Origin of the sequence: Enterobacter sp. MGH 16, from assembly GCF_000493175.1 — a bacterium.
In the GTDB taxonomy this organism is placed as follows: Bacteria; Pseudomonadota; Gammaproteobacteria; order Enterobacterales; family Enterobacteriaceae; genus Enterobacter; species Enterobacter roggenkampii.
This window is the reverse complement of record NZ_KI535695.1, coordinates 1,878,066-1,901,166: the sequence shown is the minus strand read 5'-3', so window position 1 is coordinate 1,901,166 and position 23,101 is coordinate 1,878,066. Positions and strand designations below refer to the sequence as shown.

Here is a 23,101-nt window from a genome sequence, read left to right as displayed (position 1 = left end):
TCTTCGGGATAAAGGCGTCCACTGGTGCTTCGGCACCGTGGGCGCTTTTTTTTGGTTTTTTTTCAGGAGTGGTCATGGCGGATTTGTCGAGACGGCGTTTTTTGCAGGCCAGCATGCTGGCGAGTGGTGCAATGCTGTTGCCGGGTGTCATGCAGGCCGCATGGGCGGCAGGCTCGGATAAACCGGAGCAGGAAACAGTGCGCATCGGGTTTATCCCGCTGACCGACTGTGCCCCGGTGGTTATCGCGGCGCTGAAAGGGTTTGATAAAAAATACGGTATTACCATCGTGCCCACCAAAGAGGCGAGCTGGGCGGCGGTGCGCGACAAACTGGTGGCGGGCGAACTCGATGCCGCGCACATTCTCTACGGCCTGCTGTACGGACTGGAGCTGGGCATCGCCGGCAAGCCACAGCAGATGGCTAACCTGATGACCCTCAACCAGAACGGCCAGGCGATTACGCTATCCAGCGATCTGGCAGAGAAGGGCGTTCATGACCTTGACGGGCTGAAAAAGCGGATTGGGCAGCAGGCGCCTGGCACCTATACCTTCGCGCACACCTTCCCGACCGGGACGCACGCCATGTGGCTCTACTACTGGCTGGCCAGCGCGGGCATTCACCCCTTTGACGACGTGCGCACGGTGGTGGTGCCGCCGCCGCAGATGGTGATGAACATGCGCATTGGCAACATGGTCGGCTTTTGCGTCGGCGAGCCGTGGAACGCGCGTGCCATCAACGACCGCATCGGTTTTACCGCCGCCACGTCGCAGTCTGTCTGGGCCGACCATCCGGAAAAAATCCTCGGGACGCGTCGCGACTGGGTGGAGAAAAACCCGCACACCGCCCGGGCGCTGGTGAGCGCAGTGCTGGAGGCGGCGCGCTGGATTGAGGCCTCCCCGGAAAACAAACGCGAAACCGCGCAGATCCTCTCCCGCCGGGCGTGGCTCAACTGCAAAGAGCAGTATCTCACCGGACGCATGCTCGGCGAGTACGACAACGGCCTGGGCCAGCGCTGGCAGGACGCGCACCCGATCCGCTTCTTCAACGAGGGGGCCGTCAGCTACCCGTATCTCTCCGACGGCATGTGGTTCTTAACCCAGTTCCGCCGCTGGGGCTTGCTCAAAGCCGCCCCGGACTATGCGGGCATCGCACAACGCATTAACCAGACGGCGGTCTGGCAGGATGCCGCCACGGCGGTGGGGGGCATTACCACACCGACTTCACCACTACGCAGCAGCACATTGATGGACGGCACCGTCTGGAACGGTACCGACCCGGAAGGATACGCCAGCCGTTTCGCCATTCACCGTAAAGGGGCCTGATTATGCAGCATCTGCAAAAGACAAAATCACACGAGACGCCGGAGAGTGGAGAGGTGATTGTCCTGCCTCCGGTGCAGGTTCGCCGCCGTACGCCGACGTTTGCGCGTCGGATTAACGCGATCCTTCAGCGCATCATTCCGGCTTTTCTGGGGCTGGGACTGCTGGTGGTGCTCTGGCAGCTGGCGGCGATTAACAGCAAAGGTTTCCCGACGCCGCTCAGCACGCTCGATTCCGCTATTACCCTGTTTGCCGATCCGTTTTATCGCGACGGGCCAAACGACATGGGCATCGGCTGGAACGTGCTCGCCTCATTACAGCGCGTGGCGGTGGGCTTTGGCCTGGCCGCGTTCGCCGGGATCCCGCTCGGTTTCCTGATTGGCCGCTTCACCTTTTTTTCGCGCATGTTCGGCCCGCTGATCGCGCTGTTACGCCCGGTTAGCCCGCTGGCCTGGCTGCCCATCGGCCTGCTGCTGTTCCAGAAAGCGGAGCCCGCGTCGAGCTGGACCATTTTTATCTGCTCCATCTGGCCGATGGTGATCAACACCGCCGAAGGCGTGCGCCGTATTCCGCAGGACTACCTCAACGTGGCCCGGGTGCTGCAGCTTTCCGAGTGGACCATCATGCGCCGCATTCTCTTCCCGGCGGTACTGCCCGCGGTGCTGACCGGGGTGCGCCTCTCCATTGGCATCGCCTGGCTGGTGATTGTCGCCGCCGAGATGCTGACCGGCGGTTTAGGGATCGGTTTCTGGATCTGGAACGAGTGGAACAACCTCAACGTCGAAAACATTCTCATCGCCATCGTCATCATTGGCGTGGTCGGGCTGCTGCTGGAGCAGGGGCTGATGCTGATCGCCCGTCGCTTTAGCTGGCAGGAAAAATAAGGAGCGAACATGAAACCATTAATCCAGGTCCAGGCCGTGAGCCAGCGTTTTTCCACCGCCAGCGGCGAATTTCTGGCGCTGCAGAACGTCTCCTTTGATATCCATGAGGGCGAAACCGTCAGCCTGATTGGGCACTCCGGCTGCGGTAAATCGACGCTGCTGAACCTTATCGCTGGGATCACGCTGCCGACGGAAGGCGGGCTGATTTGCGACAACCGCGAAATTGCCGGGCCGGGTCCGGAGCGCGCGGTGGTATTCCAGAACCATTCGCTGCTGCCGTGGCTCACCTGCTTCGACAACGTGGCCCTGGCGGTAGATCACGTGTTTCGCCACAGCATGAGCAAGGCGGAGCGCCGGGAGTGGATTGAGCACAACCTCGACCGCGTGCAGATGGGGCACGCCCTGCACAAGCGCCCGGGGGAGATCTCCGGCGGCATGAAGCAGCGCGTCGGGATAGCCCGCGCGCTGGCGATGAAGCCGAAAGTCCTGCTGATGGATGAACCCTTCGGCGCGCTGGATGCGCTGACGCGCGCCCATCTGCAGGACTCGGTGATGCAGATCCAGCAGGCGCTGAACACCACCATCGTGCTGATTACCCACGACGTGGACGAAGCGGTGCTGCTCTCCGATCGCGTGCTGATGATGACCAACGGCCCGGCGGCGACCGTCGGGGAGATCCTGCACGTTGACCTGCCGCGCCCGCGTAACCGGGTGCAGCTGGCCGACGACAGCCGCTATCACCACATGCGCCAGCAGATCCTGCATTTCCTCTACGAAAAGCAGCCGAAAGCGGCGTAGCGAGGGGGCGTTGATGCGACTGGTCATTATCGGAAATGGCATGGCGGCCACGCGGCTGATTGCCTCGCTCACCGGGCGTGCTGCCGATCGTTTCGCCATTACCGTCATCGGTGACGAGCCGGAGCATGCCTATAACCGCATCCAGCTTTCGCCGGTGCTGGGCGGTGAAAAAACGGCTGGGGGCATCTGTCTTCAGAATGACGACTGGTACCAGGAACGGGGCGTGACGGTGCTGCGGGGCGAAAAGGCGCTCGCCGTGAATGTGGACACGCGGGAAGTGCAAACCACCGCCCGCACGCTGGGCTGGGATGCGCTGGTGTTTGCCACCGGATCAACGCCCTTTGTTCCGCCAATTCCCGGCTGCAATGCGACGCATGTCTTCACGTTCCGTACCCTGGAGGATATCCGGGCCATTCGGGCGATCGCCGGTCCGGCGGTAGTGCTGGGCGGCGGCGTGCTCGGGGTTGAGACGGCGGCAGCGCTGGCGCGCTCAGGGGACAACGTCACCCTTGTTCATCGCGGTCCGTGGCTGATGGAGCAGCAGCTGGATGAGAAGGCGGGCGTGCTGCTGGAAGAGGCGCTGGCGGCGCGGGGCGTGCGCTGTGAGCTCGCCTCTGGCATCGAGGCGATTGACGGGAATAGCGTGACGCTGCTGAACGGACGCAGCGTCACCGCCGAGCGCGTGGTGCTGGCGACGGGCGTGCAGCCCAACGTCGTGCTGGCGCAGGCCAGCGGCATTCGCTGCGCGCGCGGCATCGTGGTGGATCACCAGATGCAAACCTCCGTGCCGGACGTCTACGCCATTGGCGAGTGCTGTGAAATTGACGGCCAGACGTTTGGCCTGGTCGCCCCCTGTCTGGCGCAGGCGGATATCCTCGCCGCGCGGCTGGCCGGAGACGTCACCGCGCCGTTTGCCCTGACCGACAACGGCGTGCGCCTCAAGGTGACCGGCGTGGAGCTGTTCAGCCTCGGTCGCGCGGCAGAGCAGGAGGGCGATGTGGTCTGGAGCGCATGGGATCCGCTGGCCCGTCACTATCGTCGCTTACTGATCCATCAGGGGGCGCTGGCTGGCGTGCTGCTGATGGGGGACTGCCGCAGCGCGGCGACATTTACCGATTTACTGGCAACGGCTGCGCCCGCGCACGCGGACTGGCTGTTCGATCGTTTCACTACGCAACCGCAGGTTGCAGGACAGAACGCTATGACAAAACCTACTCTGGTGGTGGTTGGGCACGGTATGGTCGGCCATCATTTCCTCGAAGACTGCGTTAACCGCAATCTGCATCAGCAGTATCAGATCGTTGTCTTTGGCGAGGAGCGCTATGCCGCCTACGACCGCGTGCATCTGTCGGAATATTTTGGCGGCCGCAGCGCGGCGTCGCTTTCGCTGGTGGAGGGGGATTTCTTTGCCGACAACGGCATTGAGCTGCGCCTGTCGCAGCAGATTGTCGCTATCGATCGCGACGCGCGCGTGGTGCGTAGCGCCAGCGGGCATGAGACCCACTGGGATAAACTGGTGCTGGCGACCGGCTCATACCCGTTCGTGCCGCCCGTGCCGGGCAACGATTTGCCGGGCTGTTTTGTCTACCGCACCCTTGACGATCTGGACAAGATTGCGGCGCATGCGGCGGGCTCACGCCGCGGTGTCGTGATTGGCGGCGGGCTGCTGGGGCTGGAGGCGGCGAATGCCCTGAAGCAGCTCGGGCTGGAAACTCACGTGGTGGAGTTTGCGCCCAATCTGATGGCGGTCCAGCTCGACAACGACGGCGCGGCGATGCTGCGCAAGAAAATCGAGGCGCTGGGCGTCGGTGTGCATACCAGTAAAGCAACGACGGAGATCGCCGCCGCGGACGGCGGCCTGGTGCTGCGCTTTGCCGATGGCGAACAGCTTGAAACAGACATGGTGGTCTTTTCTGCCGGCATTCGTCCGCAGGACGCGCTGGCGCGCAGCAGCGGGCTGGCTATCGGCGAACGCGGCGGGATCGGCATTGACGACCGCTGTCAGACCTCCGATCCGGACGTGCTGGCCATTGGTGAATGCGCCCTGTGGGAAGGGAAAATCTTCGGGCTGGTTGCGCCCGGCTACCAGATGGCGAGGGTGGCCGCCGCCGCGCTGGCTGGAGAGGAGAAAACCTTCGCCGGCGCGGATATGAGCACCAAACTCAAGCTGCTGGGCGTGGACGTGGCCTCGTTCGGCGACGCTCACGGCCGCATGCCAGGGGCGCTGAGCTACCAGTGGACGCACGGCCCGCAGCAAATCTACAAGAAAATCGTGGTCAGCCACGACGGCAAAACGCTGCTCGGCGGCGTGCTGGTGGGTGATGCCAGCGAATACGCCACGCTGGTACAGATGATGCTCAACGGGATAGTCCTGCCAAAAGAGCCGGAAACGCTGATATTACCCGCGTCGTCAGGCAGTGCGCCAAAAGCGCTCGGCGTGGCAGCGCTGCCGGAAAGCGCACAAATCTGTTCGTGTCATAACGTCAGCAAAGGCGATATCTGTCAGGCGGTAAGTGCGGGCGCAACGGATATCGGCGCGATTAAGCAGTGCACCAAAGCGGCGACCGGCTGCGGAGGATGTAGCGCACTGGTGAAGCAGGTGATGGAGTTCCAGCTGGCGGCGCAGGGCGTGGAGGTGAAAAAGGACATCTGCGAACACTTCCCGTACTCGCGTCAGGAGATTTACCACCTCGTGCGCGTCAACCATATCCGCACCTTTGACCAGCTCATTAGCCGCTACGGTCAGGGACACGGGTGCGAAATTTGTAAGCCACTGGTGGGGTCAGTGCTCGCCTCCTGCTGGAACGAGTATCTGCTGAAACCGGCACACCTGCCGCTGCAGGACACCAACGACCGCTACTTCGCCAATATCCAGAAGGACGGTACTTACTCCATCGTGCCGCGCATGCCTGCGGGGGAAGTGACCGCCGACGGGCTGATCGCCATCGGCCAGATTGCAAAACGCTACAGCCTGTACAGCAAAATCACCGGCGGCCAGCGTATCGACCTGTTTGGCGCCACGCTGGAACAGCTGCCGGAGATCTGGCAGGCGCTGGTGGAAGCCGGATTTGAAACCGGGCACGCCTACGGCAAATCCCTCCGCACGGTGAAATCCTGCGTCGGGTCGACCTGGTGTCGCTACGGCGTGCAGGACTCCACCGGCCTCGCGGTCAGGCTCGAGCACCGTTACAAAGGCCTGCGCGCACCGCACAAAATCAAAATGGCGGTCTCAGGGTGTACCCGCGAATGCGCCGAGGCGCAGAGTAAAGACGTAGGGGTGATTGCCACCGATAAGGGGTGGAACCTCTACCTGTGCGGCAACGGCGGCATGAAGCCGCGCCATGCGGATCTCTTCGCCAGCGATCTTGATGATGACACGCTGATCCGCACCGTCGATCGCTTCCTGATGTTCTACATCCGCACGGCGGATCGCCTGCAGCGCACCAGCACCTGGATGGACAACCTGGAAGGCGGTCTCGACTACCTGCGGGAGGTCATCCTCAACGACAGCCTGGGCATCGCCCACGAGCTGGAGCAGGAGATGGCCCGGGTGGTGGAAACCTACCAGTGCGAATGGCAAACCACGCTTAACGATCCGAACCGTCTGGCGCTGTTCCGCACGGCGGTGAACGTCGCGCCGTCTGTTGAAAGCAAGCGCTGGCAGGAAATCTGCGGCATCGACGATATCCCCGAGCAGGCGGGAATCGGCGCGCGGCTTGGGCGTAAGCCGATCGCGCTGTTCCGCTTTGGCAAAACCGTTTACGCCCTCGACGATCGGGAGCCTGGCAGCAGCGCGAACGTGCTTTCCCGCGGCATTCTTGGCGATGCGGCGGGGGAGCCGGTGGTGATCTCCCCGCTCTACAAGCAGCGTATCCGCCTGCGCGACGGCTGTCAGGTGGAGAACGGCGAACCCGCGGTGCGCGCCTGGCCGGTCAAAATTGAGAACGGCAAGGTGTGGGTCGGTAATGATGCCCTGGTAATGCGTGCGGAGGCCTCATGACGGAAACCCGGACAACGTGTCCCTACTGCGGGGTCGGCTGCGGCGTGGTCGCCCGCGTGGACGGTGAAACGGTCAGCGTTCGGGGGGATGAAACCCACCCTGCAAACTTTGGCCGCTTGTGCGTGAAAGGATCGGCCCTGGGGGAAACAATGGGGTTACAGGGGCGATTGCTGCGCCCCGTTGTTGACGGTGCTGAGGTGGCCTGGGCGCAGGCGCTGGGAGCGGCAGGCGAGCGCCTCCAGGACATTATCGACAAATGGGGGCCGCAGGCGGTGGCGTTTTACGCGTCCGGACAATTGCTTACCGAGGATTATTACGCCGCCAATAAGCTGATGAAAGGGTTTATCGGCGCGGCGAACATTGATACCAACTCCCGGCTCTGCATGTCATCGGCAGTCGTTGGCTACAAGCGCGCCTTTGGTGAAGACGTCGTGCCGTGCAGCTACGAGGATGTGGAAAACAGCGATCTGGTGGTGCTGGTGGGATCAAACGCGGCCTGGACGCATCCGGTGCTCTATCAGCGGCTGGTGCAGGCAAAGCACAACAATCCGCAGATGAAAGTGGTGGTCATCGACCCGCGCAGAACCGCCTCCTGTGATATTGCTGACCTGCATCTGGCGCTCACTCCCGGCAGCGACGCCGGGCTGTTCGTCGGTCTGCTTAATGTCATTCAGGGAACGGACGCGTGGCCGATATCCCGCGTGGCGGCGTTTTGCGGCCTCTCGCCGCAGGATATTGGTACGTTTTACGACTGGTTTATGACGGTGCCCCGGGCCATCACGCTCTACACCATGGGAATCAACCAGTCCTCCAGCGGCAGCGACAAGTGCAGCGCCATCATTAACGTTCACATTGCCAGCGGGAAATTTAACCGTCCGGGCTGCGGCCCGTTTTCGCTGACCGGACAGCCAAACGCGATGGGCGGAAGAGAGGTGGGCGGGCTGGCAAACCAGCTGGCGGCGCACATGAACTTTGAGCCGGACGATCTCTCGCGGGTGGCGCGTTTCTGGGGAACGGAACGGCTTGCGCAGACGCCGGGCTTGATGGCGGTGGAGCTGTTTGACGCCATTGCCCGCGGCGAGGTGAAGGCGGTGTGGATCATGGGCACCAATCCTGCCGTCTCGCTGCCGGACAGCCACGCGGTGTGTCAGGCGCTGGGGCACTGCCCGCTGGTCATTGTCTCTGAGGTGATGAATGATACCGACACCAGCCGGTTTGCCCATATTCGCTTTCCGGCGCTGGGCTGGGGAGAGAAGGACGGGACGGTGACCAATTCCGAGCGACGCATTTCGCGCCAGCGCGCGTTTCTGCCCGCGCCCGGTGAGGCAAAGCCGGACTGGTGGATCGTCGCGCAGGTGGCGAAACGGCTGGGGCACGGTGACGCCTTTGCCTGGCTGCATCCCCACGAGATTTTTTGCGAGCATGCGGCGCTGACGGCCTTTGAAAATGACGGCGCGCGGGCGTTAAACCTTCATGACCTGGCTACGCTTACCCGTGAGGAGTGGGAGCGGCTTGAGCCCTGGCAGTGGCCTGGGGGGGATTTCCCGTGCCGAAACATTGTTCCCGTTGACCCACAGTCGCACGGTGCGACGGTCAGCGCGTTGTACCCGCTGATTCTCAACTCGGGGCGCATCCGCGATCAGTGGCATACCATGACGCGAACAGGATATGTGGCAAGGCTGATGCAGCATATTGCCGAACCCTTTGTTGAGGTTTGCCCCGCAGACGCCGTTCGGTTTTCCCTGTGCGACGGCCAGCTGGCGCGCATCAGTTCGCCGCGCGGCGTCATGGTAGCAAGAGTGCGCATCAGCGACGCCCAGCGTGAAGGGAACGCTTTTGCCCCGATGCACTGGAACGCTGCGTTTGCCCGCCAGGGAAAGGTGAATGCGCTGGTGGAAGGGCGCTGCGATCCGGTTTCGGGCCAGCCGGAGAGTAAACAAACCGCCGTCAGAATCCAGCCCTGGCAGCCCGTCTGGCAGGGAGAACTCTATGCCCGCGAAGGGCTGGAAATGCCCTCTTCGGTTTACTGGTGGCGTAAAGCTTCACGCCTGACGGTGGCGTGCGATAAACCACTGCTGTCGTGGGTAATGGAATACGCCAGCGGCCGGGGCTGGCAGCTGCAGGTTGCGCAGACCGGTGAACGCAGCAGCGTGCTGGCCTGGCATGAAGGCCAGCTTATGCTGGGTTTCTGGGAAGGTACCGCGTTACCGGCGCTGGCGCATACGGTGATTGAAGCCGCTTTTCATTCACCCCCCGTGCTGCCCGCAGAACGCCACGCCCTGTTGAACGGGCAGAGCGTCGGGAAGGCGATGGATCCGGGACGCATTATCTGCAGCTGTTTCAGCGTCGGGGAAGAGGCGATACGGGAGGCGATTGCCGGAGGGTGTGATTCCGTCACCGCGCTGGGGGCGAAGCTGCGCTGTGGTACGAACTGTGGTTCCTGCGTGCCGGAGCTGAAAGGGCTGTTTCAGGATAATCCTGAAATGTCCGCCAGAACTGCATTTCAGGGCTTATCGCGTTAACATAATAAGAGTTTATTCATAAACACAGGTTCTTATTGACGACGTTGATGGTTGTATCGTCCCGCATTCGTTTGCTGTTTTTACTCCCCCTTCTTACGGCCGGAGCCGTTCACGGTGCGCCTAATTCCTTTATGCATCAGGCGCAGCACCCCTTTGATAATAATGGGGATAGTCTGCCCGATCTCGGCCTGGCGGCGCCAACGGGCGAAGGGGAGAAACACCTCGCCGAAATGGCGAAAGCCTTCGGTGAAGCCAGCATGACCGACAACGGGCTGACGACCGGCGAGCAGGCGCGTCAGTTTGCCTTTGGTCAGGTGCGCGACGCGGTAAGCGGGGAAGTGAACCAGCAGATTGAGTCCTGGCTGTCGCCCTGGGGAAACGCCAGCGTGAACGTGCTGGTGGATAATGACGGCAAATTTAACGGCAGCAGCGGGAGCTGGTTTATTCCGTGGAATGATACTAACCGTTACCTCAGCTGGAGCCAGCTTGGCCTGACGCAGCAGACGGATGGCCTGGTCAGTAACGCCGGAATCGGTCAGCGCTGGGTCGCCGGGAAATGGCTGCTGGGCTACAACACCTTTTACGATAATCTTCTGGATGAAAACCTGCAGCGTGCCGGGCTGGGAGCGGAAGCGTGGGGGGAAAATCTGCGCCTCTCAGCGAACTACTATCAGCCCTTTGCCGGATGGCGCGCGCGATCTGACGTTCAGGAGCAGCGCATGGCGCGCGGATATGACGTGACCGCTAAAGCCTGGCTGCCGTGGTTTCATCACCTGAACACCAGCGTCAGCGTTGAGCAGTACTTTGGCGATAACGTTGACCTGTTCAACAGTGGAACCGGGTACCACAACCCGGTTGCGGTCAATCTGGGGCTTAACTATACCCCCGTGCCGCTGGTCACGTTGACCGCCGGGCACAAGCAGGGCGAAAGCGGCGAGAGCCAGAATAACCTTGGGCTGAAGCTCAACTACCGCTTTGGCGTGCCGCTGGCTAAGCAGCTTTCCGTCGATGAGGTTGCCGCGACGCGATCCCTGCGCGGCAGCCGCTACGATTCACCGGAGCGCACTAGCCTGCCGGTGATGGAGTTCCGCCAGCGTAAAACGCTGTCCGTCTGGCTGGCCACGCCGCCGTGGGATCTGAAAGGGGGCGAGACCGTTATGCTGAAGCTGCAGGTTCGCAGCACGCACGGCATCCGTCAGATCCACTGGCAGGGGGATACGCAGGCATTGAGCCTGACGTCGCCGGCCAAAAGTAACAGCGCAGACGGCTGGAGCGTGATTATACCTGCCTGGAATGAACAGGAAGGTGCGACAAACCGCTGGCACCTCTCGGCGGTGGTAGAAGATGAGAAAGGCCAGCGCGTCTCGTCCAATGAGATCACGCTTGCTGTGGTGCAGCCGCTGGTCGCATTGCCTGATGACGACCCGCGCTGGAAGCTGCTGCCGGAGGAGTAATCCTTAGAAAATGCGTTCCTGATGCACCCACACGGCGGCTTCAACGCGAGATTTTAACTTCATTTTCTTCAGCATATGCTTCACGTGCACTTTGACCGTGCTTTCGGTGATATCCAGGCGGCGAGCGATCATTTTGTTCGGCAGGCCCTGGGCAATGAGCTTGAGAATGTCGCGCTCGCGCGGCGTGAGCTGGCTGACGTCACGGTCAGATGTGGCGCGGTTAGCGCGCAGGCTGGCGGCCAGCACCGGCGTTAAGGCTTCGCTCAATACCATCTCGCCCGCCGCCGCCTGCTGCAGCGCCTTAAGCAGATCTTCCGGCTCCATGTCTTTCAGCAGATAGCCATCTGCCCCGCGCTTCAGCGCCGTGACCACATCCTCTTCATGGTTCGACACGCTAAAGACAACGATGCGTCCGGAAAGCGATTTTTCCCGCAGCTTGTCGAGGGTCTCCAGTCCGTTCATGCCCGGCATATTCAGATCGAGCAGGATCAGATCGGGATCGAGGGATTCGGCAAGCTCAATGCCCTGTTCGCCGTTGCTGGCTTCGCCCACCACGGTGATATCGGGCGCCATGCTGACCAGCTGTTTCACGCCAGTACGCAGCATCGGATGGTCGTCGATCAACAGGATGGATGCCGGTTCCTGATTAGTCATGGGTATCTCCTTGAGCAGTTGTAAGCGGTTTCTCGGGAATAAAGGTGACGACAACTTCCGTGCCGCCCGTCTCTCTCCGGCGAACCTGGCAATCACCGCGCAGGCTTTGGGCGCGGTCTCGCATAATGATTAAACCATAGTGGTTAGTGCGTTCGGCATTTTCCGGCACGCCGCGGCCGTTATCGTGAACCGTCAGTTTCACCTGATTGTCGTGCTGGCTGACGGTGACCGTGACCGCCGTTGCTTCAGCGTGTTTAAGCACGTTGCTCAGCGCTTCGCGGGCGATCTGCAGTAAATGTATGGCCTGATGGGAGGGGACAAAGCGCGGCGGCAGCTGGTAATCCAGCTTCACCGGGAACCCCAGCCGGGCGCTAAATTCGTGACAGCTGGATTCCAGCGCCGGGCGCAGGCCCGGCTCGGTCAGCTGCAGACGGAAGGTGGTCAGCAGCTCGCGCAGCTGCACCCAGGAGGTGTTCAGCTCGTTGCGGATCTGGCTGAGCAGCTGCTTGTTGCTGTCGGGCATCTCCGCATCCTGCATCTGCAGGCAGCTCACCTGCATTTTCATACAGGAAAGCGACTGGGCGATGGAGTCGTGCAGCTCGCGGGCGATGGTCGCGCGCTCTTCCATGACGATCAGCTGCTGCTGTTTTTCCTGATGCCTGTCGAGCGCCAGCGTGGCCGTCAGCTGTTCAACCAGCGTATCTACCAGCTGCTGCTGGTCGTGGCTCAGGTGGCGTCCGGTTGGCAGGGTGGCCAGCAGAATGCCGTACTGAGTGTGGCTGTCCGTCAGGCGCCACTTCAGGGTCGTGCCGCCGGAGGTCAGCGGCGGCAGGCCGCGAGGGCAAAGATGGCAGCCTTTGTCATCGCAGGACATATCGGACTGACAGGTAAATTCCTGGTGGTTCTCTTCGTCTTCCACATCGTAGACCCGCAGCTCCAGATCGCGCAGCAGGGTCAGCGTTTGCAGGCCATTCAGCACCGGTGAGAGACGTTCACATAGCGGCACCTGCATGTGCAAGCGACGGTTGGCCTGCCACAGGAAGGAGAGGATCTCGTTTTTCTGCTCCAGCCCGGCCGTTTTTTCCTGTACGCGCTGCTCCAGCACCGCGTAGCTCTCGGAGAGCTCGGCCGACATGGTATTGAGTGCCTGGCCGAGCATGGCCATCTCGTTGCGCCCGCTAATGTGCGTGCGCTGGGTAAAATCGCGTGCGGTGACCGCGCGGGCCATCGCCAGCAGCTGTTTCCAGGGATTCAGCAGACGCGCGCGGAGCCAGACGATGGTGAAGATCAGCAGCAGCCCCATAAACAGCGCCATGGCCCGGTGCACCATCACCACCCGGTCGATGCGTAATTCGGTCGTCTGGTCGAACGCGGAGACCAGCGCGTCAATGCGGGAGACAAACCCCGCCACGTCCTGGGCAACGGCTTCTGTACTGCGTGCCTGTTTCAGGCCCGGCTGCAGCTGGGTGTGCCAGTACCCCTGAAGGGCTTTCAACTGGGATTGCTGACCGGCACGGATGGCGGCATTTTCCAGCTCGGGGCTGAACGCCGTGCGCTCCATTTCATCGATTAAAGGCCGATCGTCCTGCGTCAGCGGAACCGCCGCCAGCAGACGGTAACTCTGCATGCGTAGCGAGCCTGCCTCGTTGATGGCATGCGCATTACCCTGTACCCCTTGTACCAGCCAGCCGGAGATCGCCATGCCGGTCACGCCGATGGCGGTGGACAGCAAAACAATCAGGGCGAGCTGATTCACGAGCGTTAGCGGAGATAAGCATCTTTTTAACATAGAGTGGGCGTGCTCCTGACGTGGCCTGCTTGCAGGAATGGCGCTATTCTGGTGCATACCCTGGAGTATACCCATACCAATAAAGGATTACCCCTAAATTGCCAACGGAGTAGGGGGAAAGAGGTGGGCGCTGCAGGGAACCGTCAGTGCCGTGAAAAACCACGTCTTTTTTACCGAATTAGCCTACTCACTAAGGGTGAGGCCTTATTTTACGCCGCAAATCCTCCCACTTTTCCTTTGATTTATATCAACTTACCGCCGCCCTAAAACCCTAATGTTTGCAGCATCATTCGAGAATCAGAGGTGTCTATGAGTCACTCATCCGCTCCCGAAAGGGAAAATGGTGCCGTTATTACTGACTGGCGTCCAGAGGATCCGGCGTTCTGGCAACAGCGCGGCCATCGTGTAGCAAGCCGGAATCTGTGGATTTCCGTGCCGTGCCTGTTGTTAGCGTTTTGCGTGTGGATGTTGTTTAGCGCGGTAGCGGTAAACCTGCCCAAAGTCGGGTTTACGTTCACAACCGATCAGCTGTTTATGCTGACCGCGCTGCCGTCGCTGTCAGGCGCGCTGCTGCGCGTCCCTTACGCGTTTATGGTGCCGGTCTTCGGCGGCCGTCGCTGGACGGCGTTCAGTACGGGCATCATGATCGTCCCTTGCGTGTGGCTTGGCTTTGCGGTGCAGGATACCTCCACGCCGTTCAGCGTGTTCGTGATTATCTCCCTGCTGTGCGGCTTTGCCGGGGCGAACTTCGCATCCAGCATGGCGAACATCAGCTTCTTCTTCCCGAAAGCGAAGCAGGGCGGCGCGCTGGGGATTAACGGCGGTCTGGGCAATATGGGCGTGAGCGTGATGCAGCTGATCGCTCCCCTGGCGATCTCGGTCTCCATTTTTGCAGCCTTTGGCGGCGGTGGCGTTGAGCAGGCGGATGGTTCTTCCCTCTATCTGCAAAACGCAGCCTGGATCTGGGTGCCGTTCCTCGTGGTCTTTACCCTTGCAGCCTGGTTCTTTATGAATGACCTGTCCGCGTCGAAGGCGTCGCTGAGCGAACAGCTGCCGGTGCTGAAGCGTGGACACCTCTGGGTGATGGCGCTGCTGTATCTGGCGACCTTCGGTTCGTTTATCGGCTTCTCGGCGGGCTTTGCGATGCTGTCGAAAACGCAGTTCCCGGACGTGCAGATCCTGCAATTCGCCTTCTTCGGCCCGTTTATTGGCGCCCTGGCGCGTTCGCTGGGCGGCATGGTATCCGACCGTCTGGGCGGGACCCGCGTGACGCTGGTTAACTTCGTCGTGATGGCAGTCTTCTGTGCGCTGCTGTTCCTGACGCTGCCTGCTGACGGACAGGGCGGGAGCTTCATCGCCTTCTTCGGCGTGTTTATGATGTTGTTCCTGACGGCCGGGCTGGGGAGTGCGTCTACCTTCCAGATGATCTCCGTGATCTTCCGCAAGCTGACGATGGACCGCGTGAAGGCGCAGGGCGGAAGCGAAGAGCAGGCGATGCGTGAAGCGGCAACGGATACGGCTGCAGCCTTGGGCTTTATCTCTGCGATTGGCGCAATTGGCGGCTTCTTTATTCCGAAAGCGTTCGGCATCTCACTGGATCTGACCGGCTCTCCGGCGGGTGCAATGAAGGTCTTCCTCATCTTCTATATCGCCTGCGTTGTGATTACGTGGCTGGTATATGGCCGTAATACCAAAAAAAATAAGTAAGTGTGATTATCCGTTTACGCGGCCTTCGGGCCGCGTTTTTTTTGGGTCAAAATAGTTACAACATACTGAAAGCTCTTCTCAGGAAATCCGCAGGCAACACTGTGATCGCCATCGCTTTCCAGGGCGCTCTACCCCTTAATACCTGAGATGTTAAATTTTGCCTGGTCTTTTGTAGGATGAAATTGAAATAACCTTATATTTCATATAGATATAAAATTTATAAAGATACCGCTTTGGTGGTATTTGGTGTAATCCCTCGCCTGAAAGTCCCTCGTCGTCTTGATCGTTATCAATTCTCCCTCTCTTTCAGGGCGTTACCTTCGCTGCAAATCAGCAATGTCGATTTAGAGAGCCACAGGCTCCATACAGGAGATACCCGATGAGCAAGTTTTTGGACCGGTTTCGCTACTTCAAGCAGAAGGGCGAAACGTTTGCCGATGGGCACGGCCAGGTTCTGGATACCAACCGGGACTGGGAAGACGGTTACCGCCAGCGCTGGCAGCATGACAAAGTCGTCCGTTCTACCCACGGCGTAAACTGCACTGGCTCATGTAGCTGGAAGATTTTCGTTAAAAACGGTCTGGTGACGTGGGAAATGCAGCAGACCGACTACCCGCGCACCCGTCCGGATATGCCGAACCATGAACCGCGCGGCTGCCCGCGCGGCGCCAGCTACTCCTGGTATCTCTACAGCGCCAACCGTCTCAAATACCCGCTGATGCGTAAACGCCTGATGAAAATGTGGCGTGAAGCGAAAGTGCAGCACAGCGACCCGGTTGATGCGTGGGCATCCATCATCGAGGACGCCGACAAAGCGAAAAGCTTCAAACAGGCGCGCGGTCGCGGTGGTTTCGTTCGCTCTTCCTGGAAAGAGGTGAACGAGCTGATTGCGGCCTCCAACGTCTACACCGTGAAAACCTACGGTCCTGACCGCGTGGCAGGCTTCTCGCCAATCCCGGCGATGTCGATGGTCTCTTACGCTTCCGGCGCGCGCTATCTCTCCTTAATCGGCGGTACCTGCCTGAGCTTCTACGACTGGTACTGCGACCTGCCGCCGGCGTCTCCACAGACCTGGGGCGAACAGACCGACGTACCGGAGTCCGCCGACTGGTACAACTCCAGCTACATCATTGCCTGGGGCTCAAACGTGCCGCAGACCCGTACGCCGGACGCACACTTCTTTACCGAGGTGCGTTACAAAGGCACCAAAACCGTTGCGGTGACCCCGGACTACGCCGAAATCGCCAAGCTGTGCGACCTGTGGCTGGCACCGAAACAGGGGACCGATGCCGCGATGGCGATGGCGATGGGCCACGTCATGCTGCGCGAGTTCCACCTGGATAAACCAAGCCAGTACTTCACCGACTACGTCCGTCGCTACACCGATATGCCGATGCTGGTGATGCTCGAAGAGCGTGACGGCTACTACGCAGCAGGCCGTACGCTGCGCGCCGCCGATCTGGTGGACGCGCTGGGCCAGGAAAATAACCCAGAGTGGAAAACCGTTGCCTATAACAGCAACGGCGAGCTGGTGGCGCCAAACGGTTCTATCGGCTTCCGCTGGGGCGAGAAGGGCAAGTGGAACCTTGAGCAGCGTAACGGCACGACCGGTGAAGAGACGGAACTGCGTCTGAGCATGCTGGGTAGCCAGGACGAGATCGCTGAGGTGGGCTTCCCGTACTTTGGCGGCGAAGGTTCCGAGCACTTCAACAAGGTTGAGCTGAAAAACGTGCTGATGCACAAGCTGCCGGTGAAACGCCTGCAGCTGGCCGACGGGACTACCGCGCTGGTCACCACCGTCTATGACCTGACCATGGCGAACTACGGCCTGGAACGCGGTCTGGGTGATGAAAACTGCGCAACCGGCTATGACGACGTGAAGGCTTATACCCCGGCATGGGCGGAGCAGATCACCGGCGTTCCACGCGCGCAGATCGTGCGTATCGCCCGCGAGTTTGCGGAAAACGCCGACAAGACCCACGGTCGCTCGATGATCATCGTCGGTGCGGGTCTTAACCACTGGTATCACCTCGATATGAACTACCGTGGTCTGATCAACATGCTGATCTTCTGCGGCTGCGTCGGCCAGAGCGGCGGCGGCTGGGCGCACTACGTGGGTCAGGAAAAACTGCGTCCGCAGACCGGCTGGCAGCCGCTGGCGTTTGCCCTTGACTGGCAGCGTCCGGCACGCCACATGAACAGCACCTCCTACTTCTATAACCACTCCAGCCAGTGGCGTTACGAGACGGTTACCGCACAGGAGTTGCTGTCGCCGATGGCGGATAAATCCCGCTACAGCGGCCATCTGATTGACTTCAACGTCCGCGCCGAGCGCATGGGCTGGCTGCCGTCGGCGCCGCAGCTGGGCACGAACCCGCTGCGCATTGCACAAGAGGCCAAGAAAGCGGGCATGTCACCGGTGGATTACACCGTGCAATCCCTGAAGGATGGCTCAATCCGCTTTGCGGCAGAACAGCCGGAAAATGGTAAAAACCACCCGCGCAACCTGTTCATCTGGCGCTCCAACCTGCTGGGCTCGTCCGGTAAAGGCCACGAGTACATGCTGAAGTACCTGCTCGGTACCGAAAACGGTATCCAGGGTAAAGATCTCGGCAAGCAGGGCGGCGTGAAGCCGGAAGAGGTGGAGTGGAAAGACAACGGTCTCGACGGCAAGCTGGATCTGGTGGTGACCCTCGACTTCCGTCTGTCCAGCACCTGCCTGTACTCCGACATCGTGCTGCCTACCGCCACCTGGTACGAAAAAGACGACATGAATACCTCGGATATGCATCCGTTTATTCATCCGCTGTCTGCGGCCGTTGACCCGGCGTGGGAATCAAAAAGCGACTGGGAAATCTACAAAGACATCGCGAAGACCTTCTCCGAAGTCTGCGTGGGGCACCTCGGCAAAGAGACCGACGTGGTAACGCTGCCCATCCAGCACGACTCCGCTGCCGAACTGGCGCAGCCGCTGGACGTGAAGGACTGGAAAAAAGGCGAATGCGACCTGATCCCGGGCGTGACCGCACCGCACATCATTCCGGTTGAACGTGACTACCCGGCAACCTACGAGCGCTTTACCTCTATCGGCCCGCTGATGGAGAAAATCGGCAACGGCGGGAAAGGGATCGCCTGGAACACCCAGAGCGAAATGGATCTGCTGCGCAAGCTCAACTACACCAAAGCGGACGGCCCGGCGAAAGGCCAGCCCATGCTGAACACGGCGATTGATGCGGCAGAGATGATCCTGACCCTGGCCCCGGAAACCAACGGCCACGTCGCGGTGAAGGCCTGGGCGGCGCTGAGCGAGTTCACCGGTCGCGACCATACGCACCTGGCGACGAATAAAGAGGAAGAGAAAATCCGCTTCCGCGATATTCAGGCCCAGCCGCGCAAGATTATCTCCAGCCCGACCTGGTCAGGTCTGGAAGACGAGCATGTGTCCTATAACGCGGGCTACACCAACGTTCACGAGCTGATCCCATGGCGCACCCTGTCCGGCCGCCAGTCGCTGTATCAGGACCACCAGTGGATGCGCGACTTCGGTGAAAGCCTGCTGGTGTACCGTCCGCCTATCGACACCCGCTCCGTGAAAGCGGTGATGGGCGCGAAATCGAACGGTAACCCGGAGAAGGCGCTGAACTTCCTGACGCCGCACCAGAAGTGGGGTATCCACTCCACCTACAGTGACAACCTGCTGATGCTGACCCTGTCGCGCGGCGGTCCGATTGTCTGGATGAGCGAAACGGACGCCAAAGATCTGGGTATTGAAGATAACGACTGGATCGAAGTGTTCAACAGCAACGGTGCCCTGACGGCGCGTGCGGTGGTGAGCCAGCGCGTACCGGCCGGGATGACCATGATGTACCACGCGCAGGAACGTATCGTGAACCTGCCGGGGTCAGAGATCACCGAGCAGCGCGGCGGGATCCACAACTCCGTGACCCGCATTACGCCGAAGCCGACCCACATGATTGGTGGCTATGCCCAGCTGGCCTACGGCTTTAACTACTACGGCACCGTAGGATCGAACCGCGATGAGTTCGTGGTGGTACGTAAGATGAAGAATATTAACTGGTTAGACGGCGAAGGTAATGACCAGGTACAGGAGAGCGTAAAATGAAAATTCGTTCACAAGTCGGCATGGTGCTGAATCTGGATAAATGCATCGGCTGCCATACCTGCTCGGTCACCTGTAAAAACGTCTGGACCAGCCGCGAAGGTATGGAATACGCCTGGTTCAACAACGTGGAAAGCAAGCCGGGCACCGGCTTCCCGACCGACTGGGAAAACCAGGAGAAGTGGAAGGGCGGCTGGATCCGCAAAATCAACGGCAAGCTGCAGCCGCGCATGGGTAACCGCGCTTGGCTTCTGGGAAAAATCTTTGCTAACCCGCACCTGCCGGGCATCGAGGATTACTACGAGCCGTTTGACTACGACTACCAGAATCTGCACAACGCGCCGGAAGGTAAACACCAGCCGATCGCCCGTCCCCGCTCGCTGATCACCGGTCAGCGCATGGACAAAATTACCAGCGGTCCAAACTGGGAGGAGATTCTGGGCGGCGAGTTCGAAAAACGCGCCAAAGACCAGAACTTCGAGAACATGCAGAAGGCGATGTACGGCCAGTTCGAAAACACCTTCATGATGTATCTGCCGCGCCTGTGCGAGCACTGCCTTAACCCGGCGTGCGTGGCGACCTGCCCGAGCGGCGCCATCTACAAGCGTGAAGAAGACGGCATCGTGCTGATCGACCAGGACAAGTGCCGCGGCTGGCGCATGTGCATCACCGGCTGCCCGTACAAAAAGATCTACTTCAACTGGAAGAGCGGCAAGTCCGAGAAGTGCATTTTCTGCTACCCGCGTATCGAAGCCGGTATGCCGACCGTCTGTTCCGAAAGCTGCGTAGGCCGTATTCGCTACCTCGGCGTGCTGCTGTACGACGCGGACGCGATTGAAAACGCCGCGAGCACCGAGAACGAGAAGGATCTGTATCAGCGTCAGCTGGATGTCTTCCTCGACCCGAACGATCCGAAGGTGATTGAGCTGGCGCTGAAGGACGGCATTCCGCAGAGCGTGATTGACGCCGCGCAGCAGTCTCCGGTGTACAAAATGGCGATGGACTGGAAGCTGGCCCTGCCGCTGCATCCGGAATACCGCACGCTGCCGATGGTCTGGTACGTGCCGCCGCTGTCGCCGATTCAGTCTGCCGCTGACGCGGGTGAGCTGGGCAGCAACGGCATTCTGCCGGACGTGGAGAGTCTGCGTATCCCGGTACAGTACCTGGCCAACCTGCTGACCGCAGGGGATACCCAGCCCGTACTGCTGGCGCTGAAGCGTATGCTGGCGATGCGCCACTTCAAGCGTGCCGAAACCGTGGACGGCGTAACCGACACCCGCGCGCTGGAAGAGGTCGGTCTGACCGAAGCGCAGGCGCAGGAAATGTACCGCTATCTGGCGATAGCCAACTACGAAGACCGTTTCGTGGTGCCGAGCAGCCACCGTGAGCTGGCCCGCGAGGCCTTCCCGGAGAAAAACGGCTGTGGCTTTACCTTTGGCGACGGCTGCCACGGGTCAGACAGCAAATTCAACCTGTTCAACAGCCGCCGCATCGACGCCATGGATGTGACCAGTAAAACGGAGCCGCACTCATGATTGAACTCGTCATTGTTTCGCGTCTGCTCGAGTACCCGGATGCTGCGCTGGCGCAGCACCAGCAGGAACTTTTTGATGCGCTTGCGGCATCTGAAAACCTGGATAAAGAAGATGCCCAGAAGCTGGGCGTTTTCCTCCGTGACCTGCTGGCGCGCGATCTTCTTGATGCGCAGGCGGACTACAGTCAGCTGTTTGACCGGGGGCGTGCGACCTCGCTGCTGCTGTTCGAACACGTTCACGGTGAATCCCGCGACCGCGGTCAGGCGATGGTTGACCTGATGGCACAGTACGAGCAGCACGGCCTGCAGCTCGACAGCCGCGAGCTGCCGGATCACCTGCCGCTCTATCTGGAATATCTGGCGCAGCTGCCAAAAGAAGAGGCGCTGGGCGGTCTGCAGGACATCGCGCCGATCCTGGCGCTGCTCGGCGCGCGTCTTCAGCAGCGTGAGAGCCGCTACGCGGTGCTGTTCGATCTGCTGGTGAAGCTCGCCAACGCCTCTGTCGACAGTGAAAAAGTGGCGGAGAAAATCGCCGATGAGGCCCGTGACGATACGCCACAGGCGCTGGATGCGGTCTGGGAAGAAGAGCAGGTCAAATTCTTTGCCGACCAGAACTGCGGCGAGTCTGAAATCGCTGCTCACCAGCGCCGTTTTGCCGGCGCGGTTGCCCCGCAATATTTGAATATCTCTAACGGAGGACGGCACTAATGCACTTCCTGAATATGTTCTTCTTTGACATTTACCCGTATATCGCGGGCACCGTGTTCCTGGTGGGAAGCTGGCTGCGTTACGATTATGGCCAGTACACCTGGCGTGCCGCCTCCAGCCAGATGCTGGACCGCAAGGGGATGCACGTCGCGTCTAACCTGTTCCACATCGGGATTCTGGGCATTTTTGCCGGTCACTTCCTCGGGATGCTGACGCCGCACTGGATGTATGAAGCGTGGCTGCCGATTGAAGTGAAGCAGAAGATGGCGATGATCGCGGGCGGTGCCTGCGGCGTGATGACCCTTGTTGGCGGCCTGCTGCTGCTCAAGCGTCGTCTGTTCAGCCCGCGCGTGCGTGCCACCACAACCGCAGCGGATATCCTGATCCTCTCCCTGCTGATGGTACAGTGCGCGCTGGGTCTGCTGACCATTCCGTTCTCGGCGCAGCATATGGACGGAAGCGAAATGATGAAGCTGGTCGGCTGGGCGCAGTCCGTGGTGACCTTCCACGGCGGAGCATCTGAGCACCTGGACGGCGTGGCGTTTATCTTCCGCGTTCACCTGGTGCTGGGGATGACGCTGTTTGTGCTGTTCCCGTTCTCCCGCCTGGTCCACATCTGGAGCGCGCCGGTGGAGTACCTGACGCGCAAATACCAGATTGTACGCGCCCGTCGCTAATTCGCCGTTTTGATACTAACCCCGCACTCGCGGGGTTTTTTTTCACCCCAGCCCAGGTTGTTGCCCGCGGCAGCAAACAGGATCAGCGCGCCGCCCGCCAGCTGCGTCAGGTTAAGCGCGTGTCCGAACACCAGATTATCGACAACAATTGCCACCACCGGATAGATAAACGACAGGGAGCCGGTGATGGGCGTAGGCAGCTTCTGAATTGCGCTGTAGAGCAGCTGGTACATAATGCCGGTATGGACAATGCCGAGCGTCAGCAGCATCGGCCAGGGGAAATCACCGGAAAATGACGGCAGTCTGGCAAACGGCAAAAGCATCACGACGCCGGTCAGCACCTGGATAAAGGCAATATGCTGCGGTGCGATTGTTTTCAGTTTGCGCGCAATGATTGCCGTCAGCGCGTAGAAGAAGGCCGCGGCCATGGCCAAACCTATCCCGGTGAGCCATTCGCTGCCATGCGCGCCGGTGAGCTCGCTGGAGAGCAGGATCACCACGCCGCCAAAGGCGAGGAATAGCCAGCCCCATTTCACCAGGCTGACGCGTTCGCCCAGAAACACCCCCATCAAGACCAGCATAAAAGGCTGGGTGTTATAGACCACGGTTGAAAGACCAATTGAGATACGCTCATAGGCCGCGAAGAGCAGCAGCCAGTTCACCACGAGCGCCACGCCGCCAAGAATAGCCAGCAGCAGCGTGGTGCGGGTGAGGGGGCTGAAAGGCTTTTGACTTGCCCGGATAAAAATAAAAAGCGCCATAGCCCCGATAAGACAGCGCCAGAACACCACTTCCGTCACCGGCAGACCGGAGAGCAAAACAAACGCGCCGATAGAGCCGGAAATTAACATCGCGAGGCTCATTTGCCACACGCCTTTATGGAAATCACGCATCATCCACCTCCTGATTAATGACGCTATTGTCGAAAATCGCTG

The 23,101-nt window shown here is 60.4% G+C and carries 14 protein-coding genes; 11 read left to right on the top strand and 3 right to left on the bottom strand.

All coding sequences use genetic code 11. The annotated features are described in order from the left end of the window. The first annotated feature begins 74 nt into the window (after positions 1 to 74). The 6 genes from L362_RS13770 to L362_RS13790 are packed head-to-tail and all read left to right on the top strand — an operon-like array spanning position 75 to position 10,977. Complete coding sequence (locus tag L362_RS13770) at positions 75 to 1,322, top strand: CmpA/NrtA family ABC transporter substrate-binding protein (RefSeq protein ID WP_023344359.1); 1,248 nt, start codon at positions 75 to 77, stop codon at positions 1,320 to 1,322. Between the two features lie 2 nt (positions 1,323 to 1,324). Continuing rightward, positions 1,325 to 2,203, top strand: coding sequence for a nitrate ABC transporter permease (gene ntrB / locus L362_RS13775; RefSeq protein WP_008499525.1), 879 nt, complete (start codon positions 1,325 to 1,327; stop codon positions 2,201 to 2,203). Between the two features lie 9 nt (positions 2,204 to 2,212). Then, entirely contained in the window at positions 2,213 to 3,001 is a 789-nt protein-coding gene (locus tag L362_RS13780) for an ABC transporter ATP-binding protein (RefSeq protein ID WP_021240347.1), read from the top strand. A gap of 13 nt (positions 3,002 to 3,014) precedes the next feature. Beyond that, positions 3,015 to 7,001: a nitrite reductase large subunit NirB gene (gene nirB / locus L362_RS0122975; RefSeq protein WP_023344358.1), complete on the top strand. Its 3,987-nt coding sequence runs from the start codon at positions 3,015 to 3,017 to the stop codon at positions 6,999 to 7,001. Further along, a complete protein-coding gene (locus L362_RS13785) occupies positions 6,998 to 9,523 on the top strand; it encodes a nitrate reductase (protein ID WP_023344357.1) in 2,526 nt (841 codons plus the stop codon). Before nirB ends, L362_RS13785 begins: the two co-directional genes overlap by 4 nt. 47 nt (positions 9,524 to 9,570) lie before the next feature. Continuing rightward, positions 9,571 to 10,977, top strand: a complete 1,407-nt coding sequence (locus L362_RS13790; protein ID WP_023344356.1) for a YchO/YchP family invasin — start codon at positions 9,571 to 9,573, stop codon at positions 10,975 to 10,977. 3 nt (positions 10,978 to 10,980) lie between these two features. Here the strand turns inward: L362_RS13790 and narL are convergent, their stop codons facing one another. Both narL and narX read right to left on the bottom strand, forming a co-directional pair. Continuing rightward, positions 10,981 to 11,631, bottom strand: a complete 651-nt coding sequence (gene narL, locus L362_RS13795; RefSeq protein ID WP_008499531.1) for a two-component system response regulator NarL — start codon at positions 11,629 to 11,631, stop codon at positions 10,981 to 10,983. Beyond that, positions 11,624 to 13,420 carry a nitrate/nitrite two-component system sensor histidine kinase NarX gene (gene narX / locus L362_RS13800; protein WP_023344355.1) on the bottom strand — a complete coding sequence of 599 codons (1,797 nt, stop codon included), beginning with the start codon at positions 13,418 to 13,420 and terminating at the stop codon, positions 11,624 to 11,626. The genes narL and narX overlap by 8 nt, the downstream gene beginning before the upstream one ends. 309 nt (positions 13,421 to 13,729) lie before the next feature. Between narX and L362_RS13805 the strand changes: the two genes are divergently transcribed. The 5 genes from L362_RS13805 (at position 13,730) to narI (ending at position 22,166) form a co-directional block, all read left to right on the top strand. Beyond that, positions 13,730 to 15,127: a NarK family nitrate/nitrite MFS transporter gene (locus L362_RS13805; RefSeq protein WP_023344354.1), complete on the top strand. Its 1,398-nt coding sequence runs from the start codon at positions 13,730 to 13,732 to the stop codon at positions 15,125 to 15,127. 379 nt (positions 15,128 to 15,506) lie between these two features. Then, the gene (locus L362_RS13810) at positions 15,507 to 19,250 is read left to right on the top strand and encodes a nitrate reductase subunit alpha (protein WP_023344353.1); all 3,744 of its coding nucleotides are present in this window, start codon (positions 15,507 to 15,509) and stop codon (positions 19,248 to 19,250) included. Then, positions 19,247 to 20,782, top strand: coding sequence for a nitrate reductase subunit beta (gene narH, locus L362_RS13815; protein WP_023344352.1), 1,536 nt, complete (start codon positions 19,247 to 19,249; stop codon positions 20,780 to 20,782). The genes L362_RS13810 and narH overlap by 4 nt, the downstream gene beginning before the upstream one ends. Then, entirely contained in the window at positions 20,779 to 21,489 is a 711-nt protein-coding gene (gene narJ, locus L362_RS13820; RefSeq protein WP_008503001.1) for a nitrate reductase molybdenum cofactor assembly chaperone, read from the top strand. Before narH ends, narJ begins: the two co-directional genes overlap by 4 nt. Then, on the top strand, positions 21,489 to 22,166 hold the full coding sequence (gene narI / locus L362_RS13825) for a respiratory nitrate reductase subunit gamma (protein WP_021240339.1): 678 nt from the start codon (positions 21,489 to 21,491) through the stop codon (positions 22,164 to 22,166). The genes narJ and narI overlap by 1 nt, the downstream gene beginning before the upstream one ends. On the opposite strand, the gene L362_RS13830 is transcribed toward narI, so the two are convergent. After that, a complete protein-coding gene (locus L362_RS13830; RefSeq protein ID WP_023344351.1) occupies positions 22,163 to 23,059 on the bottom strand; it encodes a DMT family transporter in 897 nt (298 codons plus the stop codon). The two genes, narI and L362_RS13830, sit on opposite strands and share 4 nt — an antisense overlap. Between the last annotated feature and the right edge of the window lie 42 nt (positions 23,060 to 23,101).

Bases quoted from the DNA above. Each gene is read 5' to 3' on its own strand.
- L362_RS13780 (WP_021240347.1), top strand. From the start codon at position 2,213: ATGAAACCATTAATCCAGGTCCAGGCCGTGAGCCAGCGTTTTTCCACC.
- L362_RS13770 (WP_023344359.1), top strand. From the start codon at position 75: ATGGCGGATTTGTCGAGACGGCGTTTTTTGCAGGCCAGCATGCTGGCG.
- L362_RS13790 (WP_023344356.1), top strand. From the start codon at position 9,571: ATGGTTGTATCGTCCCGCATTCGTTTGCTGTTTTTACTCCCCCTTCTT.
- L362_RS13830 (WP_023344351.1), bottom strand. From the start codon at position 23,059: ATGCGTGATTTCCATAAAGGCGTGTGGCAAATGAGCCTCGCGATGTTA.
- L362_RS13785 (WP_023344357.1), top strand. From the start codon at position 6,998: ATGACGGAAACCCGGACAACGTGTCCCTACTGCGGGGTCGGCTGCGGC.
- L362_RS13805 (WP_023344354.1), top strand. From the start codon at position 13,730: ATGAGTCACTCATCCGCTCCCGAAAGGGAAAATGGTGCCGTTATTACT.
- narX (WP_023344355.1), bottom strand. From the start codon at position 13,420: ATGTTAAAAAGATGCTTATCTCCGCTAACGCTCGTGAATCAGCTCGCC.
- narJ (WP_008503001.1), top strand. From the start codon at position 20,779: ATGATTGAACTCGTCATTGTTTCGCGTCTGCTCGAGTACCCGGATGCT.
- narL (WP_008499531.1), bottom strand. From the start codon at position 11,631: ATGACTAATCAGGAACCGGCATCCATCCTGTTGATCGACGACCATCCG.
- L362_RS13810 (WP_023344353.1), top strand. From the start codon at position 15,507: ATGAGCAAGTTTTTGGACCGGTTTCGCTACTTCAAGCAGAAGGGCGAA.
- narH (WP_023344352.1), top strand. From the start codon at position 19,247: ATGAAAATTCGTTCACAAGTCGGCATGGTGCTGAATCTGGATAAATGC.
- narI (WP_021240339.1), top strand. From the start codon at position 21,489: ATGCACTTCCTGAATATGTTCTTCTTTGACATTTACCCGTATATCGCG.
- nirB (WP_023344358.1), top strand. From the start codon at position 3,015: ATGCGACTGGTCATTATCGGAAATGGCATGGCGGCCACGCGGCTGATT.
- ntrB (WP_008499525.1), top strand. From the start codon at position 1,325: ATGCAGCATCTGCAAAAGACAAAATCACACGAGACGCCGGAGAGTGGA.